We start from the raw sequence: 17,100 nt of genomic DNA, 5'->3' as shown, positions 1-17,100 counted from the left end.
ACAGGCGATCGGCATGACGAACACAGGCTGTCATATGGCTTTCCGCTGGGCAATGGTCGTGAAACGCGCGGGTGGGCCAGGATGGGGGGCATGCCGACCCAGAAGCGCCTTGCCGGCTCTTTCGCAGCGTTCGACTTCCAACTCGTTCTACTCCGCCGCATGAACGACCACAACCCGGAAATGGTGGACACGGCACGCCGCGGACTCGGCGTCTCCCTCACCCAGATGCGGGAAGCCAACCACCGTTGGCAGTCCATGACCCACTCCCCGCACTCCCGGGGCGCGCCGGCCCGCTACCGCACCGTCCTCGGCGAACCGGTGTCCAGAACCCCCCGCCGGATCGGCGACCTCGACTGCGAGGCCTGGCGCTGGCCGGTCCAGCTCTGGCCCGAGCTGCAGTTCGAGTTGCTGATCGCACCGAACGGCACGGCCTGGAACGAGTGGCTGGTCCGCGCCCCGCAGGCCGAACCGCCCACCCTGACCAGCCTCGCCGACCTCACCCCCTGGTCCTGCACGATCGACGAGGTCGCCGCGGCCTTCCCCCCGGCCCACCCGCTGGAGGGCACCGCCCCCACCCGCTCGGGCCTCGCCTACACCGCACCGGACGGCCGGGGCGTGCGGCGGGACGTCATCTCCGAGTTCACCTGGGGCCTGCTGCAACGGACGACGCTCAGGCAGTGACGGCCGCCGCCAGGATCGCCGCCGCCACGGCCGACACCGACTCCGGGTGCAGGAACAGGAAGAGGTTCGGCTCGACCAGCTCCAGCTCCATCACGCGCGGTTCGCCGTCGTCGCCGTCCACCAGGTCGACCCGCGCGTAGAGCAGCTCGGGCGCGTCCGGCACGGCGGCCAGGGCGCGCTCGGCGACGGCGAGCTCGGCCCGTGTCGGGGTCCAGGGCTCCAGGCCGGGGTGGGCGACCTTGTCCGCGTCGAAGGCGGTGCCGGGAGCCAGCACCGCCTGCTTGCGGCTGGCGTGCAGGAAGCGTCCGCCGAAGAACTGCAGGGCCCGCTCGCCGCCGGTGTCGATGGCGCGCAGATACGGCTGCACCATCGCCGTCAGCCCCTCCGCGTGCATCCGCGCGAGGTGCCGTACGGCCGTCTCGTGCTGCTCGGGCGTGTACCGGGCGGCGTAGCGGGCGCCGGCCCCCGACGCGGGCTTGACGACGTACTCGTGGTCGCCGGGCAGTCCGTCGGGGCCGGCTGAGCCGTCGAGGCCGACGGGCTCGCCCGGGGCGAGGTAGCGCGTGGGGACCGTGGGCACCCCGGCCGACGCGAGCTCGCCGAGGTAGCGCTTGTCGCTGTTCCAGCGCACGACGGCGGCCGGATTCGCCAGCCGCGTCAACTTGCCGCACCGCTCCGCCCACGTCGTGAACTCGTCCGCACGCCAGCTGTAGTCCCAGGTCGAACGGATGACGGCGAGGTCGTAGGAGGCCCAGTCGACCTCGGCGTCGTCCCAGACCACGGTGTCGGCGTCGGCCCCGGCCGCCTCCAGCGCGGCTCGCAGCACCGGAAGATCGCGGTCCTTGCTCGGCTCCGGCCGGGGGTCATAGGTGACGAGGGCGACTCGGGGCACGGCGGGACTCCGTTCCAGTGCTTCAGCACGTCTGTACATGTGTACGCCTTTCGCGCACCCGTGCAGGGTACGCGTCCGCTGGAAGTGCCGGGATGGGCCGTCGTTTTGCTGCGGCGCCGTCGTGGCTGGTCGCTCCCCCACTCTCGGCTGCGCTCGAGCGGGGGGACCCCCATCGCGGCGGAGCCGCATATGTCAGCGCCCCGCGCCCCTAAAGGGGCGCTGCCGACTCGCCCCGTGGTGGTGTGGCCGGTGGCGGTCGTGCCAGGGTTCGGGTAGGCCCGGCCGCCGAAAGGCAGCAGGCGCAGGCGCAGGCAGCGACAGCTAAGGAGCACGACGCGTGTCCTCTCTCTTCCCGGCCCTGACGGACGCCTCGGCGGGGCGGGCCGCCCTGAGGTTCGGCGACCGCTCCCTGACGTACGCGGAGCTGGCCGCCGCGACCGGCGCGCTGGCCGGCCGCCTCGCGGGCCACGACCGGGTGGCCGTCTGGGCGACGCCGGAACTGGAGACCGCGGTGGCCGTGGTGGCGGCGCTGGAGGCGGGCGTCGCCGCCGTGCCGCTGAACCCGAAGTCCGGGGAGAAGGAGCTCGGGCACATCCTGAACGACAGTGCGCCGACCCTGGTGCTGGTCGCGCCGGGCACCGAACTTCCCTCTCCGGTACGGGACTTGGCACGGGTCGAGGTCGACGCGCACGGCACGGGCGGCGGCGCTCCCGGGAGTGGGGCGTCGGCCGAGGCCCCCGCCCTCGTCGTCTACACCTCCGGCACCACCGGCCCGCCGAAGGGCGCCGTCATTCCGCGCCGGGCGGTCGCCACGACCCTGGACGCGCTGGCCGACGCCTGGCAGTGGACCGACGAGGACGTGCTGGTGCACGGCCTGCCCCTGTTCCACGTCCACGGCCTGGTCCTGGGCGTTCTCGGCCCGCTGCGGCGCGGCGGCTCGGTCCGTCACCTCGGCCGGTTCACCACCGAGGGCGTGGCCCGGGAACTGAACGCCGGCGCGACCATGTTGTTCGGCGTCCCGACGATGTACCACCGGATCGCCCAGGACCTCCCCGAGCAGCCGGAGCTGGCCGCGGCGCTGGGCGGGGCCCGGCTCCTGGTGTCCGGTTCGGCCGCCCTGCCGGTGCACGACCACGAGCGGATCCGGGCGGCGACCGGACGGCGGGTGATCGAGCGGTACGGCATGACGGAGACGCTGATGAACACCAGCGTCCGGGCGGACGGGGAGGCGCGGGCGGGGACCGTCGGGGTGCCGCTGCCGGGCGTCGAGCTGCGGCTCGTGGAGGAGGACGGGACCGTCGTGACGGCGTACGACGGGGAGAGCGTCGGGGAGATCCAGGTGCGCGGGCCGAACCTGTTCACCGAGTACCTCAACCGTCCCGACGCGACCGCCGCCGCCTTCACCGCCGACGGCTGGTTCCGCACCGGGGACGTGGCCGTGCGCGATCCCGACGGGTATGTCCGGATCGTGGGGCGCAAGGCCACCGATCTGATCAAGAGCGGCGGGTACAAGATCGGGGCCGGTGAGATCGAGAACGCGCTGCTGGAGCATCCGGGGGTGCGCGAGGCCGCCGTCACCGGGGAGCCGGACGCGGATCTCGGGGAGCGGATCGTCGCCTGGATCGTGCCGTCGGATCCGCAGTCGCCGCCGGACGAACGGGAGTTGGCCGATCACGTGGCCCGTCGGCTCGCGCCGCACAAGCGGCCCCGCGTGGTCCGGTATCTCGACGCGCTGCCCCGCAACGACATGGGGAAGATCATGAAGCGGGCGCTGCCGTCATGACGACGCGGCAGCGGGCGAGCGCCCGGGAGATCATCGCCCTCGTCGCCGACGACTTCCGTGAACTCCCCCACGAGGAGCGGGACTTCGGCCCCGACGGACCTCTGGCCTGGCCCGGGTACGACGACGCGCGGGCCCGCGCCGCCCGGCGCACCGGCGAGTCGGAGTCCGTGGTCTGCGGCGTCGGACGCGTCGAGGGCGCGCAAGCCGTGCTGATCGCCTTCGAGTTCGGCTTCCTGGGCGGTTCGCTGGGCGAGCGCACCGGCGACCGGCTGGAGGCCGCGTACGCGTACGCCCGTGAACACCGGCTGCCGGTCGTGCCGTTGGTGGCCACCGGCGGCAGCCGGATGCAGGAGGGCATGCTCGCTCTCGCCCAACTCCAGCGGGTGGCCCGGCAGTCGGCGCTGACCCGGGAAGCCGGGCTGGCCCAGATCGCGGTCCTGCGGGATCCGACGACCGGCGGCGGCTGGGCCACCCTGGGCGCGGGCGCCGACGTGGTGCTGGCGCTGCCGGGCGCGCAGGTCGGCTTCGCGGGGTCGCGGGTCCGGCCGGCGGACGCGGACCCGGCCGCCTACACGGCCGAGGCGCAGGTCGCGGCGGGGTCGGCGGACGCGGTCGTCCAGCCGCAGGAGCTGCGGGCGACGCTGGGGCGCTGGCTGCGGCTGCTGACGGGCGTCTCGACCGACCCGGCTCCGGTGCCCGAGGCCCTCGGGGCGACGGACCTCCCGGCCTCCGGCTGGGATGCCGTGGCCCGGGCCCGTTCGCCGCAACGCCCGGGTGCCGCCCGTTACTTGGACGCCTACTTCACCGAGCGGCTCGCGATCTCCGGCGACCGGTGCGGCGGCGCGGACCCCGCCGGCATGCTGTGCGGCTTCGGCGCCCACCGGGGCCGTACGGTCGCGTACGCCGCGCAGACCGGGGCGGCGACCCGGCCCGCCGGTTACCGCACGGCCGCCCGGCTGATCCGGCTCGCGGACCGGCTCGGCATCCCGGTGCTCACCCTGGTGGACACCCCGGGCGCGGCCAACGACGCCGAGGCGGAGCGGCAGGGGGCGGGCGCGGCGATCGCGGAGCTGTTCGGCGTGGTCGCCGGGGCCCGCACCCCGCTCACCACGCTGGTGATCGGCGAGGGCGGCTCAGGCGGCGCGCTGGCGCTGGCCGCTCCCGGCCGCACCTGGGCCACGCCGGACAGCTACTTCTCGGTGATCGCCCCGGAGCTCGCCGCCGCGATCCTCAAGCGCCCGGAGGCGGAAGTGGAACTGACGGCGGACCAACTGCGCATCCGGCCGCAGGACTTGGCGGAGCTGGGAGTGATCCGTCGCACGCCGCCGCACTGAACGCGGGACAATCCCGAGTACCGTCCGTGACAATGGATGCGCGCAGAGCCGCAGGGCGGCAGAGCGCCGGGAGCGGTACGGGAACGGCATGGGAACGGAAAGGGGCTACGGGGGCGTAGTGGAAGAACTGGTGGAGTTCAGGACCGACAGCGGCGCGGTGGTCGCCGTCGAGGCGGTCACCCAGGCGCGGCCCGGTTCGCGGCTGGTGGCCCGGGGCGACGGCACCGTCCAGGCGGCCCGCACCTTCGAGGGCGCCCTGGAGGGCGTGCGCGCGGCCGCCGAGTCCGCGCTGCGGGTGTTCCGGGACGGGGCGCTGAAGCCGGACGGGGTGGAGATCGAGTTCGGGGTGAAGCTGTCGGCGGAGACGGGCGCGATCATCGCCAAGGGCACGGCGGAGGGGCATCTCGTGGTGAAGCTGACCTGGTCGCCGTCCTCCGTGGAGGAGCCGGGGCCCGCCGCCGTCTCATGAACAGCGCCGAGTGGCACGCCCGGATCGAGAGCGCCGGCGAGGTGGCCGGGGCGGGCTTCCTGATCACCCCGCGCAAGGTGCTGACCTGCGCCCATGTCGTCCACCGGGCCGCCGCGGGCGCGCTGACGGTGACGTTCACCGAGCGCCCCGGCGCGCCGGCCGTGCCGGCCCGGGTGGTGGCCGACGGCGGCTGGGGCGGCTCGTCGACCGACCTGGGCGACCTGGCCGTCCTGGAGCTGGCCCACGAGGTCCCGGTGGCCCCGGCCGCGCTGGCCCCCGTCGGCGACGCCCACGCCCACCGGTCCGACCGGCCGCGCAAGCTCGTCGTGTACGGCTTCCCGGTCGGCTTCGACGAGGGCACGCTCGCCGAGTACCGCATCACCGCGACCCAGTTGCTCAACCGTGAGTGGATGCAGCTGGAGGCCTGGCAGCCCGGCGGGCAGCCGCTCGCGCCCGGGTTCAGCGGCGCGGCCGTCACGCTCGCCGACACCGGCGAGGTCGTCGGCATGGTCACCGCGGCCGCGGGCGACCGGGGCGTGCACAACGGGCGGATGATGCCGGTCGAGGTCATGGCCCGCTACTGGCCCGACCTGGCGGGTCTGGTGCCCACCTCCGACCACCGCACCGCCGACCGCGCCCGGCTGCGCGAACTCGTCGAACGCGCCGTCCGCGAGGGCCTGGACGGCGATCCGGGCGCTCCCGGGCGGCGCGTGCGGCTCTACGAGGCGGCCCGGGGTCCGCTGGACCCGGACGCGCCCGACGAGGGGTTCGACTCGCTGTGGTCGGCCGCCCTGTTCGTGCTGTGCGAGGTCGACGGCGCCGACGCGGCGGCCACCGTCGCCCGCTTCACCGCGCACGTGGAGTCGATGTTCCAGGCCCCCGTCGAGACGGCGGCGGCGCCCGACTGGTCGCCGATCCTCGTCGACCTCCAGCACAGCGGCGCGGGCGACGGACACGTCCGCGTCGAGGTGTCCGCGTACAGCGGGGGCCGTCGGCATCCGGTCGGCTCCGACACCGTCCCGCAGGCCGGGCTGCGCGCCTATGTGCAGGACCGGATCGAGGCCGCCTTCCGGTATCTGACGCCCGGCTGCGACGAGTTGATCGCGTTCGCGCTGCCCCGCGACTGGATCGACCTGCCCGTCGACCGCTGGGCCAGCGCCCCCGACGACGACACCCCGCTCGGCTGTGTGTACCCGCTCGTCGTCACCGACCAGGCGCGCCGCAGGGCGAGCGTGCGCCACCAGCTCACCCGGGCGTGGAACCGGCTCGACTCCGCGCCGGGCGCGCGGGTGCACCGGGTCGAGTGCGGCGGCCCCGAGGAGCCCCGCCGGCTGCGGATACGGCTGCGCCAGGACGACGCCTGCCTCGCCGGTTTCGCGACCGCCCCGGGCGTGCCCCGCACCCGTCCGCACTTCGACACCTCGCTCAACGCGCCCGCCCCGATAGTCGTCTGGTCCCGCGAGGGCTGCGCCGACGGGCCCGACGAGCCCTGCGCCGGCGGGGACGGGTGCGCGGGCAAGACGTTCCTGGACGAGCTCGACGTCTGTCTGTCCCAGGTGCCGCCCGCCGAACTCCCGCGCCGGATCCTGGCCTTGCGCGAGGAGGCCGACGCGGAGGACGGCCACTGGGCGCACGACATCCAGCTGCTGTGGGACGACCCACGCGTCTTCACCGACCCGCACGGCGGCGCGCCCGCCCATGTGCACTCCCCCGTGGCCTGAGCCGCCGCCCCGCCCCCATGTTTCGGAGATCCATGCCCCACTGGTCCGTCTACACCGGAAGCAGCGAGCCGCACGACGGCATCGACCGGCTGCCCGCGCCGCCGCCCTGGCGTGCGTTCGACGGCGCGCCGGTCGTGCCGCCGCCCCGGGACGCCGACGACGAGGCGGCCGTGTCGCCCGACCGCGTCCACCGCGCCCGCAGTTACGTCGCCACCCCGGAGAGCGTCCAGCTCGTCAACGCGGCGCTGGTGCTGCGCCGCCCGCTGCTGGTCACCGGCCCGCCCGGCACCGGCAAGTCCTCCCTGGCCTACGCGGTCGCCCGCGAGCTGGGCCTCGGCCCGGTGCTGCGCTGGAACATCACCAGCCGCTCCGCCCTGGCCGACGGCCTCTACCAGTACGACCCGCTGTCCCGGCTGTACGCGGCCCGGCAGGCGGCGCGGACGGGGGCGGGGGCGGAGGCGGACGTCGAGACCCCGGGCGGCGGGGTCGAGGACCATCTGCGGCTCGGCCCGCTCGGCACCGCCCTGCTCCCCTACGACCGGCCGCGCGCCCTGCTCGTCGACGAGATCGACAAGAGCGACCTAGACCTCCCCAACGACCTGCTGAACGTCCTGGAGGAGGGCCAGTACGAAATCCCCGAACTCATGCGCGCCGCCCGCCACTCCGCCGCGGACGCCACGGCCGAGGTGCTGTCCGACGGCTCGGACACCCCGGTCGCCGTCACCCGCGGCCGGGTCCGCTGCCGCGCGTTCCCGTTCGTCGTCCTGACCAGCAACGGCGAGCGCGAGTTCCCGCCCGCGTTCCTGCGCCGCTGCGTCCGGCTGCGGCTGCGCCGCCCCGACCGCGCCCAGCTCACCGACATCGTCCGGGCCCACCTCGACACCCCGAGCGGCGAGGCGGAGCGCCTCATCGGCCGCTTCCTGACCCGCGCGGCCGACGGCGAACTCGCCACCGACCAGCTGCTGAACGCCCTCTACCTCACCGGCGTCACCGGCCTCGACGCGGACTCCCGGGATGCGCTGGCCGAACAGCTGATGCCCTACCTGAGCACGACGGCGGACGGCGATGGCTTCTGAGGAGCCCCCGGCGCGCGCGGCCGAGGACTCCTCCGCCCTCGCCCGGCTGACCGCACTCCTGACGGCCACCGCGCAGACCCCGCCGACCCCGCGCGAGCTGGCCGAACTGCTCTGGCTGGCCGGGCAGTCGGAGGCGGGCGAGGACCGGGCCACGGAGACCGCGGACGGAACGGCCGACGGGTCGGCGGACGGGACGGCGGACGGGACGGGAGAGAGTGCGACCGGTCATACCGCGAGCGGGACACCGCCGACCGCGCGGCCGGACCCGCCGATCGACCCCGCGGTCCCGGCCGCTCCCGCCGCTCCCGCCGAGCGCGTCCCTCTCCGCCTGCCCGGCGCCCGGGGCGGCACGGCCGGCGCCGGCAGCCGGCCGCTCCTCGCGCCCGCGCCGCCGATGCTCCCCCGCCCCCTCGCCCTCCAGCGCGCCCTGCGCCCGCTGAAGCGGACCGTGCCGTCGGCGCGCGACCGGCAGCTCGACGAGCGGGCGACGGCCGACCGCATCGCCCGGCTGGGCGCGCACCCGGACATATGGCTGCCCGTCCTGCGCCCGGCGCGCGACCGCTGGCTGCGGCTCCACCTCGTCCACGACACGGGCCCGACGATGCCGGTCTGGCGGCCGCTCGTCCGCGAACTGCACACCGTGCTGGTCCAGTCGGGCATCTTCCGCACGGTCACCCTGCACCCGGCCACGCCCGACGGCCGGGCCCGGCACCTCCCCGCCCCCGCCGACGGGCGGACCGTCACCCTCGTCGTCAGCGACTGCATGGGCCCGCAGTGGCGCCCCGGCCCGGCGGGGACCCGCTGGTACGACACCCTGCGGCACTGGGCGACCCGGATGCCGCTGGCCGTCGTCCAGCCGCTCCCCGAACACCTGTGGCCGACGACGGCGCTGCCCGCCGAGCCGGGTCTGCTCGCGTCCCCCGCCATGGCGGCCCCGCTGACCGCGCTCGCGTTCACCCCGTACGACACCGACACCGACACCGACCCCGAGGCCGGTCGGCCCGTGCCCGACGGGGCGCTGCCCCTGCCGGTGCTGGAACCGGGCGCACCCTGGCTGGCCAACTGGGCGGCGCTGGTGGCCGGGCCGGGCGGCGCCCGCACCCCCGGAGCGGCGGCCTGGCTCCCGCCGGCCCCCGTCGCCCCCGCGTCCATCGAGCGGGAGGCCTCCGACCCGGCCGCCCTGACCGCCCAGGACCTGGTCCTGCGGTTTCGCGCCACCGCCTCCCCGGAGGCCTTCCGGCTGGCCGGTCATCTGGCGCTCGCCGTGCCGTCCGTGCCGGTGATGCGGCTGGTCCAGCGTGCCGTGAACCGCGACCCGCGGCCCCAGCACCTGGCCGAGGTGATCCTCAGCGGCATGCTCACCACCGTCCCCGGCCCAGCGGGCTCCTACGACTTCCGCCCCGGCGTCCGCGACCTCCTGCTGCGCACCCTGCCGCGCACGACCCGCGGCCGCGCACGCGAGCTCTTGGAGCGCATCGGCGGCCTGATCGACGAACGAGCGGGCCGCACGGCGGGCGAGTTCCGCGCCGAGACCGGCGGCGACAGCGGGAACGGCGACGGCCCGGCGTTCGCAACGGTGAGCGCGGAAACGGTGACCCGCCTGGGCGGAGACGAGCCGACGAACCCCCCCACCTCATCGCCCGAGCCCACCGCCACCACGGCGCCTTCGCTTACACCCGCTCCCGCTCCGGCTCCCACGCCCGCTGCCACGACCTCCCCTACGCCCAGCCCCACTCCCTCCCCCGCTCCCGCTCCCGCTGCCACGCCCACGCCCAGCCCCACGCCCATGCCCGCCCCCACCCCCTCCGACACACCCAGCCCCGCGCCCACGCCCACGCGCGCGCCCTCCCCCACGCGCGCTCCCACGTCCAGCCCCATCCCCTCCTCCACGCCCACGCGCGCCCCCACGCCCAGCCCCGCTCCCTCCGACACGTCCTCGCCCGGTCCCACCCCCACGCCCTCATCCTCCGTCACACCCAGCCCCGCGCCAGCGCGCACGTCCGCCTCCACTACCTCCCCCGCCCCCACGCTCCTCTTCACCACCGATGCCGATCTCTCCACTCGGCCCGAGACGCGCATCACGCTCGAAGTCGCCGTGCACGAAGTGCTGGCGCGGGGGGCTCTCAGCCCGCAGCAGTACGAGATCCGGGTTCGGGGGGACGGCTACCTCGTCCGGTTCCATCCCGACGCCTATCTCCTCCCCGTCCTCGCCGCCGCCCTGCGCTGGCTCCCGGGCCCGCTGGCCGATCTGGCCGAACCGCCGCGCCTGCGCGTGACGTTCCAGGAAGGGGCGGAGTCCCCACGGCCGGCACAGGGCGACGCGCCCGTCCTCATCACCGTCCCGCCCGCGCTCTACGACGACTTCGCCCACAGTTCCGCCGCCTCCGGCCCGCACCGCTTCCGCCCGCTGTACGGCGACGCCGAGGACGCCCCGCCGCTCGCCTGGCACTGCCCGCTGCCCGCGCCGCGTGCCGTGGAGGACGAGCGCGACCTGGTGCGCGGGCCGCTGCTCACCCGTGACCTCAGACAGCTCGGCATACCCGCCCCCGGCCGCACCGCGATCGTCCACACACGTCCCGACGGCCCGCTCACGCTCCTCAACCCCGCCGATCCGTACGGCGGACGCCCGCCCGCTCCGACCACCTACTACGAGGTGGACCTCACGCCCCAGCAGACCGTCCACCGCGTCTCCCTGCCCAGCTCCGGAAAGGGCGCGTTCGCGGCGGCCGTGCAGCTGTCCTGGCGGGTGGCCGACCCGGTGGCGTTCGTGCGCGCGGAGGCCGTCGGCGTGTCCGAGCGGCTGCTGGCGCACTTCCGGGAGGCGGGGGCCCTGATCACCCGCCACCACTCCGTCCGGCGGGCGCCCGGCGCGCAGCGCGCGGTGAACACGCAGCTCGGCCGCTGGACGGCGCCGGGGCTGGCGGTGACCTGCGCGGTCACGCTCGCGCCGGACTACGCCCCGCCCCCCGAGCCGCGCCGGCCGACCGGATCCGCCGACCGCCCGCCGGCGGACCTGCTGGCCGACTCCGAGACCGTGCTGTTCGGCTTCGACGGCCCCCTCGCCCGCCTGTTCACGGCGACCTCCGCCCGCGCGGCCGCCCTCGACCTGCTCGCCGTCGTCGCCGAACACCGCCACCCCGAGGACGCCCTGGCGGGCCGTCCGCCGGTCGAGCCGGGCGGGTCGGCGGGCCGGGAGCTGTTCGTGCACCCGCTCGACGTCCTGCGCACCTTCGCCCACGACCGCCGGCTGGCCCCCGTCCTGCGGGCGCGCCTCGACCGACTGGAGCTGGACGCCGTGCCGGACGCGCCGACCACCCACCACTCCGTGGCCCTCGTCCGCGCGCTCCGCGACTCCGGGCGCCGGGTCGCCGTCGCCACGGACGTGCACGAACCCGCCGTCCGCCGCCATCTGGAGTCCTACCGGCTGCTGCCGCTCCTGGAGGGCGTGCACGGCCGCGACGACGACCTCGGCCACCTGATGCCGGATCCGCACTGTCTGCTGCGCGCGCTGAGCGCCCTGGGCGCGCCCGCCGCCACGGGGTTGGTGATCGGCTCCACGCTCGCCGAGCTCGCCGCCGCACAGGCCGCGGGCCTGCGCTTCATCGGCCTCGCCCGCAACCCGACGGTCGAGCAGGCCCTGCTGCGGGCGGGCTGCGATGTGGCGGTCCCCTCCCTCACGCCGGTGCTGGAAGCGGCCCGCGCGCGATAAGACCGACCGGCAAATGGGGGGTGGGAGAAGGAGCGGGGCTGGGTGCGTGCAGCTGCAAGGCGGAGGAGGGAGGCAACGCGGAGCGATGGGGGTCCCTCCCGCTCGAGCGGAGCCGAGAGTGGGGGAGAAGCCGAGCGTGGGGGAGACCGACGACAACGCCGCTGGGGGCCCCCTCTGGGGGTGGGGGTACCCCCTCTGGGGGAGCGTGCCCAGCCCCGCGACGCCGCCCCCCATTTGCCGGTCGGTCCAAGAACCCCCATTCGGCCGCGCCCCGCCCGGCCCACCCGAAAAGGCGCTCCGCGCCCCGCCCCCGCACGATGCGAGGGAGGCCGACCGATCGCCCGGCGGCCCGCCACGGTCTGTGCTCTCGGGAGGAACCGCCATGACCGCCAGTCTGGAGCAGCTGCGCCGTTGCCACTTCGCCGTCGATCTGGGAGCGGCGCGGACGCGGGTGTACGTGAAGGGCGCCGGGCTCGTCGTCGACCAGCCGTCCGCCGCCGCCGTCAACACCCGCACCGGTGCGCTGATCGCGGTCGGCGAGTTCGCCGAGAAGATGACGGGCCGCACCCCGCACTACATCCGCGTGATGCGCCCGGTCTCCGGCGGCACGGTCGTCGACATCGAGATGGCGCAGCGCATGCTGCGCCATCTGCTCGGCGACAAGATCCGCCGTCAGCTGCGCCGCAAGCCGTTCCTGCGCGCCGCCGCCTGCACCCCGCACGACGCCGACCCGCTGGCCCAGCGCGCCGCGATCGAGACCCTGGTCGGTCTCGGCGCCCGGCGGGTGGAGCTGGTCGACACGCTCATCGCCGCCGCCGTGGGCTGCGGGCTGCCCGTCGAGCGCCCCGAGGCCACCATGATCATGGTGTGCGGGGCGGCCGCGACGCAGGTCGCCGTGCTCTCCCTGGGCTCGATCGTGACCGCCGAACGCATTCCGGTCGGCGGCGAGGCGGTGGACCACGCGATCGTCCAACACCTGCGCCACGAGCACGAGTTGATGCTGCCCAGCCAGTCGGTCCGGCCGCTGCAGCTCGCCCTGTCCGGCAACGGCCTCACCCCGCACGGGCCGGCGTCCACCGAGATCCACGGACGGGACGTCGCCACCGGCCTCGCGCGCTGCGTGCAGGTCGACACCGCGGCCGTCCGGGACGCCATCGAGACGCCGCTGACCGCCGTGCTCGACGGCATCGGCAGGGTGCTGCGCGAGTGCCCGCCGGACCTGGTCGCCGACCTCGCGGACCGCGGGATCATGATGGTCGGCGGCTCCGCGCTGCTGCCCGGCTTCGACCAGATGCTCCGTCAGGCCACCGGCATGCCGGTGCACATCGCCGAACGCCCCGACATCTGCGCGGCCCAGGGCCTCGGCGCAATGCTGGAGGGCAAGATCGAGCCACTGACGCTGAACCCGCTGGGCGCGTGACACGTACCCCGACGCCTCGGCGCGCCGGGCCGCCGCCCCGAAGACGAGCGCACCCCGAGCGGGATCCTCGCCCTCCCGCGCGGGGGCACGTTACGTGTGCGAAACCTTGACGATCACCAGCCCGGGTGCCACGATTCCGGCGCCGCTATGTTTACGTAAACATCTGCCACTGCGGGCCTTCATGTTTACGCAAACATGAACTTGAAAGGGCTAGTTGATGCGCAAGTCCCCCACCAGAGCGTCCTCCCTCTCCCCCCGACTGCGCGCCGCCTGCGTCGCGGTCGCCGTCGCCGCCGTCACCGGCGCGACCCTGGCCGGCAGCCCCGCCTCGGCCACCTCCGCGCCGGCGAGCGCCGCCGCGCCGACCCTCGACCCGACCCGGTTCAAGGGCGTGAACTGGGCCGACCCGCGGGACAACTTCGCCGACGACTACCTGCAGTTGTCCGGCCTGTCGACCTCGGACACCTACCGGCAGACCTACGCCAAGGCGAGCCGGATCATCGCCGCGTTCCGGGCGAACCTCGGGGCGAACACCGTCCGGCTGCCCATCAACCCCTACACGGTCAACGGCGCCTACTGGAAGTCCTACCGCGGAGTCATCGACGCGGCCTCGGACCAGGGGTTCAAGGTGATCGTCTCCTACTGGGAGGGCACCGGCGCGCAGAAGGACGGCTTCATCGACGACACGGCCCGCTACTGGCCGATGTGGGACACCGTCGTCAAGGCGTACAAGGACGACCAGCGCGTCTACTTCGAGCCGATGAACGAGCCGCACGGCTACACGGACGCCGAGTGGGCCGACCTCGCGGCCAAGTGGCTGTCGACGTACGCGAAGGTCCCGCGCAACCGGGTGTTCGTCAGCGGCGCCGGCTACAACGACCATGTGACGACCGTCTGCGCCGACCCGCGTCTGAAGGGCACGTATCTCTCGCTGCACCACTACGGGTTCTGGAAGGAGTACGCGACCTACGACCAGTGGGTGGCCGACCTCAAGGTCCGCATCGGCGACTGCGTGGGCCGGACCGTCGCGGACGAGTTCGGGGCCCCGATGACGACCGGCCTGGACTACAACGTGAAGACGCCGGACGACAACTTCGTCAACTACGTCCAGGCCGTCACCGACACCTTCCGCGAGCTGAAGATGGGCTCCGTGTACTGGCCGGGCCTGCGCACCGACGACACCTACTCGCTGCAGACCCTCACCGGCACGACCGCCCGCCCCTGGCTGGCCACCACCAACCAGTCCGGCGCCGACCGCCTCGCCTGGGCCTGGGGCCGCGGCAAGCCCGTCAAGGACTGACCGGCATGACCGTTGCGAAAGGCGAGCCGGCTGTGACAGACGTGCGGATCGGCGTCATGTACGACCGCGACTGGGCGCCCGAGGGACTGCCCGGGTTCGCCCGGCAGGCCGAGGCGCTCGGGGTGGACGACCTCTGGGTGGTCGAGGACCTCGGCTGGAACGGCGGGGTGTCGGCCGCGGCCGTGGCGCTGGGCGCGACCGAGCGGCTGCGGGTGGGCATCGGCATCGCGCCCGCCCCGCTGCGCAGTCCCGCGCTGCTGGCGATGGAACTGGCCACCCTGGCCCGGGTGTTCCCCGGCCGGCTGGTGGCCGGGATCGGGCACGGGGTGCGGGAGTGGATGGAGTCGGTCGGCGTCGCGCCGCGCTCGCCGCTGACCCTCCTGGAGGAGACGATCACCTCCGTGCGCGCCCTGCTGCGCGGTGCGCGGGTCGAGCTGGACGGGCGCGAAGTGCGGCTGGACGGCGTCCAGTTGGTGCATCCGCCGAGCCAGGTCCCGCCGGTGGTGGCCGGTGTGGTGCGGCCCCGCTCCCTCGAACTGTCCGGCAAGGTCGCGGACGGCACGCTGATCGCCGAGGGCCACGGCCCGCAGGACCTGGCGAACACCCGGGCGCTGACGGCCAAGGGCGGCGCCGGCGCCGACCACACGCTGACCGTCCTCGCCTTCGCCTGCGTCGGCGACGACCCCGACGCCGTCGCCCGCACCCTCCATCCGCACACCGAGGGCCACGGCGCCTGGCTCGGCCGTCCGCAGGAGGACGTGTTCACCGTCTCCGGCACCGCGGCCGAAGCCGTCGGACGCATCGGCGAGCTGGCCGCGGCCGGCGCCGACACGGTCGTCCTGCGCCTCGTCGGCGAGGAGCCGCTGCGCCAACTCGCGGGCGTACTCGGCGCCTTGGGACGCGAGGGCGGTCGCTGACGCAGGAGCACCGGGGGCGCGGGCGGACGGGTAGGGGCCATACGATCAGGAGGTCCCTACACGGAAGAACGGGGTGTTTCTGCATGGCGCGGGTACTCATCATCGGCGGCGGGATCGCGGGCACGGCGGCGGCTCTGGCGCTGAGCAAGGCGGGGCAGGAGGTCGCCGTCTTCGAGGCGCATCCGGACACCGCGGAGGACATCGGCGCGTTCCTCACGCTCGCGAGCAACGGTCTGCGGGCGCTGGCGCAGATCGACGCGACCGACGCGGTGACCTCGATCGGCTTTCCGCTCACCTCGATGCGCGTCGTCGACGCGACGGGCGCGGAGGTCGTGCGCGCTCCGCTGGGCGAGTTCGGCGACCCCCGGCTGCAGTACCGGTGTCTGCGGCGCGGCGAGCTCAACGCGGCGCTCCAGGCGGAGGCCGTCCGGCGGGGGATCCGGATCGTCCACGGGGCGCGGCTCGTCTCCGTCCAGGACGGGCCGGACGGCGTCACCGCGCACTTCGCCGACGGCAGCACGGCCACGGGCGAGCTGCTGCTCGGCGCCGACGGTCTGAACTCCACGGTCCGCCGGCTCACCGCGCCCACGGAGGCACCCGTCCAGCCGTGTTACGCGGGCCAGCGCGTCTTCTACGGCTACACCGGCGCCGCGCCGAAGGCCGACGGGGACGACAGCGCGTGCATCACGATGACCCGCGGCAGCGGGGCCGCGTTCGGCCATATGACGTCACCCGGCGGGGAGACGTACTGGTTCGTCCGCGTCGACGCCGACGCGCCGCTGGCCGCCGAGGAGATGGCCGACGTCGCCCCGGCCCACTGGCGTGACCTGCTCGTTCCGTTGCTGCGCAAGGACCCGACCGGCGTCGCGGAGATCGTCGCGGCGACCACGGAGCCCGTGCTGGTCACCAACGCCACGGAGATCCCGAACGGCACCCCGTGGCGCCGCGGCCGGACCCTGCTCGTCGGGGACGCGGCCCACGCGGCCTCCCCCGCGACCGGGCAGGGCGCGTCCATGGCGCTGGAGGACGCGGTGATCCTCGCCAAGTCCCTGCGCGACGCCCCGGACCTCGACTCGGCGCTCTCCCGCTACGAGGAGCTGCGGCGGCCGCGCGTGGAGCACAACACGACCGTCAGCGGCAACATCTCCCGGGGCGCGGCGGTGCCGCAGCCCCGCACGCCCGGCCCGCCGCCGCCCGCGGCCCAGCCCGACGACGCGGAACTCGCCCGGCAGTTGACCTGGGCGTCGAGTCTCTGAGCTCGCCCGCTGGACGTGCCACGATGTGCCGTCGTTTTGCTGCGGCGCCATCGTGGCCGGTCGCGCAGTTCCCCGCGCCCCTTCAGGGCGCTGCCGCACCGCAGCCGACCTCGCCCGAGCCGCTCAGCCTCGCATCAGGGCCGCGACGCCGCCCGCCAGCAGGAAGGCTCCGCCGACGATGGCGATGCCGGCGAGGACGGCCAGGAACGAGGGACGCAGGATCAGCTGGGCGGACGCCCCACCGGCCCCGCTCAGCTGCTTGCGCCGCAGCGCCAGCGCCCGGATCCCGGCGAACACTCCGACGACGCCGATGATCAGATACTGCATGTGCGTCAGCCTCCTGGCTGTCGGGGCGTTCGGGACGTTTCGGCCATGGCCATATGTACACCCAGTTCGTCGCGCGAGGCCGCCCCTCGCCGGTCCGACCGACCCGACGGACTCGACCGGCTCGACCGGCTCGACCGGCTCGACCGGCGCAGAAGCGACCACCAATACTGTCGACAGTTAAGGCCGGAATCACCGAAGTAGCCATTGACGACCCC

13 protein-coding genes are annotated in these 17,100 nt (G+C 74.9%); 11 read left to right on the top strand and 2 right to left on the bottom strand.

All coding sequences use genetic code 11. From position 1 onward, the window contains the following. Positions 1-90: 90 nt before the first annotated feature. Entirely contained in the window at positions 91-681 is a 591-nt protein-coding gene (locus ACWCPF_RS06150) for a hypothetical protein (RefSeq protein ID WP_451043752.1), read from the top strand. Here the strand turns inward: ACWCPF_RS06150 and ACWCPF_RS06145 are convergent. Next, positions 671-1,573 carry an ATP-grasp domain-containing protein gene (locus tag ACWCPF_RS06145; RefSeq protein WP_451043751.1) on the bottom strand — a complete coding sequence of 301 codons (903 nt, stop codon included), beginning with the start codon at positions 1,571-1,573 and terminating at the stop codon, positions 671-673. The genes ACWCPF_RS06150 and ACWCPF_RS06145 overlap by 11 nt on opposite strands. Before the next feature lie 337 nt (positions 1,574-1,910). On the opposite strand from ACWCPF_RS06145, the gene ACWCPF_RS06140 reads away from it, so the two are divergent. The 10 genes from ACWCPF_RS06140 (at position 1,911) to ACWCPF_RS06095 (ending at position 16,558) form a co-directional block, all read left to right on the top strand. Next, positions 1,911-3,356, top strand: a complete 1,446-nt coding sequence (locus ACWCPF_RS06140; RefSeq protein ID WP_451043750.1) for an acyl-CoA synthetase — start codon at positions 1,911-1,913, stop codon at positions 3,354-3,356. Then, positions 3,353-4,690: a carboxyl transferase domain-containing protein gene (locus tag ACWCPF_RS06135; protein WP_451043749.1), complete on the top strand. Its 1,338-nt coding sequence runs from the start codon at positions 3,353-3,355 to the stop codon at positions 4,688-4,690. Before ACWCPF_RS06140 ends, ACWCPF_RS06135 begins: the two co-directional genes overlap by 4 nt. Positions 4,691-4,808: 118 nt before the next feature. After that, entirely contained in the window at positions 4,809-5,159 is a 351-nt protein-coding gene (locus ACWCPF_RS06130; protein WP_451043864.1) for a CU044_2847 family protein, read from the top strand. Beyond that, positions 5,156-6,880 (top strand): VMAP-C domain-containing protein, encoded by a 1,725-nt coding sequence (locus tag ACWCPF_RS06125; RefSeq protein WP_451043748.1) that lies wholly within the window; start codon positions 5,156-5,158, stop codon positions 6,878-6,880. Before ACWCPF_RS06130 ends, ACWCPF_RS06125 begins: the two co-directional genes overlap by 4 nt. Before the next feature lie 32 nt (positions 6,881-6,912). Then, positions 6,913-7,956: an AAA family ATPase gene (locus ACWCPF_RS06120; RefSeq protein ID WP_451043747.1), complete on the top strand. Its 1,044-nt coding sequence runs from the start codon at positions 6,913-6,915 to the stop codon at positions 7,954-7,956. Next, the gene (locus tag ACWCPF_RS06115; RefSeq protein ID WP_451043746.1) at positions 7,946-11,665 is read left to right on the top strand and encodes an SAV_2336 N-terminal domain-related protein; all 3,720 of its coding nucleotides are present in this window, start codon (positions 7,946-7,948) and stop codon (positions 11,663-11,665) included. Before ACWCPF_RS06120 ends, ACWCPF_RS06115 begins: the two co-directional genes overlap by 11 nt. Before the next feature lie 382 nt (positions 11,666-12,047). Then, a complete protein-coding gene (locus tag ACWCPF_RS06110) occupies positions 12,048-13,085 on the top strand; it encodes a rod shape-determining protein (RefSeq protein WP_451043745.1) in 1,038 nt (345 codons plus the stop codon). Positions 13,086-13,302: 217 nt separating this feature from the next. Then, complete coding sequence (locus ACWCPF_RS06105) at positions 13,303-14,385, top strand: glycoside hydrolase family 5 protein (RefSeq protein WP_451043744.1); 1,083 nt, start codon at positions 13,303-13,305, stop codon at positions 14,383-14,385. A 32-nt stretch (positions 14,386-14,417) separates the two neighbouring features. After that, positions 14,418-15,302 carry an LLM class flavin-dependent oxidoreductase gene (locus tag ACWCPF_RS06100; RefSeq protein ID WP_451043863.1) on the top strand — a complete coding sequence of 295 codons (885 nt, stop codon included), beginning with the start codon at positions 14,418-14,420 and terminating at the stop codon, positions 15,300-15,302. Positions 15,303-15,385: 83 nt separating this feature from the next. Continuing rightward, positions 15,386-16,558 carry an FAD-dependent oxidoreductase gene (locus tag ACWCPF_RS06095; protein WP_451043743.1) on the top strand — a complete coding sequence of 391 codons (1,173 nt, stop codon included), beginning with the start codon at positions 15,386-15,388 and terminating at the stop codon, positions 16,556-16,558. A 123-nt stretch (positions 16,559-16,681) separates the two neighbouring features. Here ACWCPF_RS06095 and ACWCPF_RS06090 read toward each other — a convergent pair whose 3' ends face one another. Further along, the gene (locus tag ACWCPF_RS06090) at positions 16,682-16,885 is read right to left on the bottom strand and encodes a hypothetical protein (RefSeq protein ID WP_451043742.1); all 204 of its coding nucleotides are present in this window, start codon (positions 16,883-16,885) and stop codon (positions 16,682-16,684) included. Positions 16,886-17,100 lie beyond the last annotated feature (215 nt).

It is taken from the genome of Streptomyces sp. NPDC001858, assembly GCF_053594615.1.
Note: the sequence above shows the minus strand (reverse complement) of the source record. Positions and strands in the feature narration are given on the sequence as shown.

Bases quoted from the DNA above. Each gene is read 5' to 3' on its own strand.
- ACWCPF_RS06150 (WP_451043752.1), top strand. From the start codon at position 91: ATGCCGACCCAGAAGCGCCTTGCCGGCTCTTTCGCAGCGTTCGACTTC.
- ACWCPF_RS06135 (WP_451043749.1), top strand. From the start codon at position 3,353: ATGACGACGCGGCAGCGGGCGAGCGCCCGGGAGATCATCGCCCTCGTC.
- ACWCPF_RS06125 (WP_451043748.1), top strand. From the start codon at position 5,156: ATGAACAGCGCCGAGTGGCACGCCCGGATCGAGAGCGCCGGCGAGGTG.
- ACWCPF_RS06120 (WP_451043747.1), top strand. From the start codon at position 6,913: ATGCCCCACTGGTCCGTCTACACCGGAAGCAGCGAGCCGCACGACGGC.
- ACWCPF_RS06115 (WP_451043746.1), top strand. From the start codon at position 7,946: ATGGCTTCTGAGGAGCCCCCGGCGCGCGCGGCCGAGGACTCCTCCGCC.
- ACWCPF_RS06110 (WP_451043745.1), top strand. From the start codon at position 12,048: ATGACCGCCAGTCTGGAGCAGCTGCGCCGTTGCCACTTCGCCGTCGAT.
- ACWCPF_RS06105 (WP_451043744.1), top strand. From the start codon at position 13,303: ATGCGCAAGTCCCCCACCAGAGCGTCCTCCCTCTCCCCCCGACTGCGC.
- ACWCPF_RS06095 (WP_451043743.1), top strand. From the start codon at position 15,386: ATGGCGCGGGTACTCATCATCGGCGGCGGGATCGCGGGCACGGCGGCG.
- ACWCPF_RS06090 (WP_451043742.1), bottom strand. From the start codon at position 16,885: ATGCAGTATCTGATCATCGGCGTCGTCGGAGTGTTCGCCGGGATCCGG.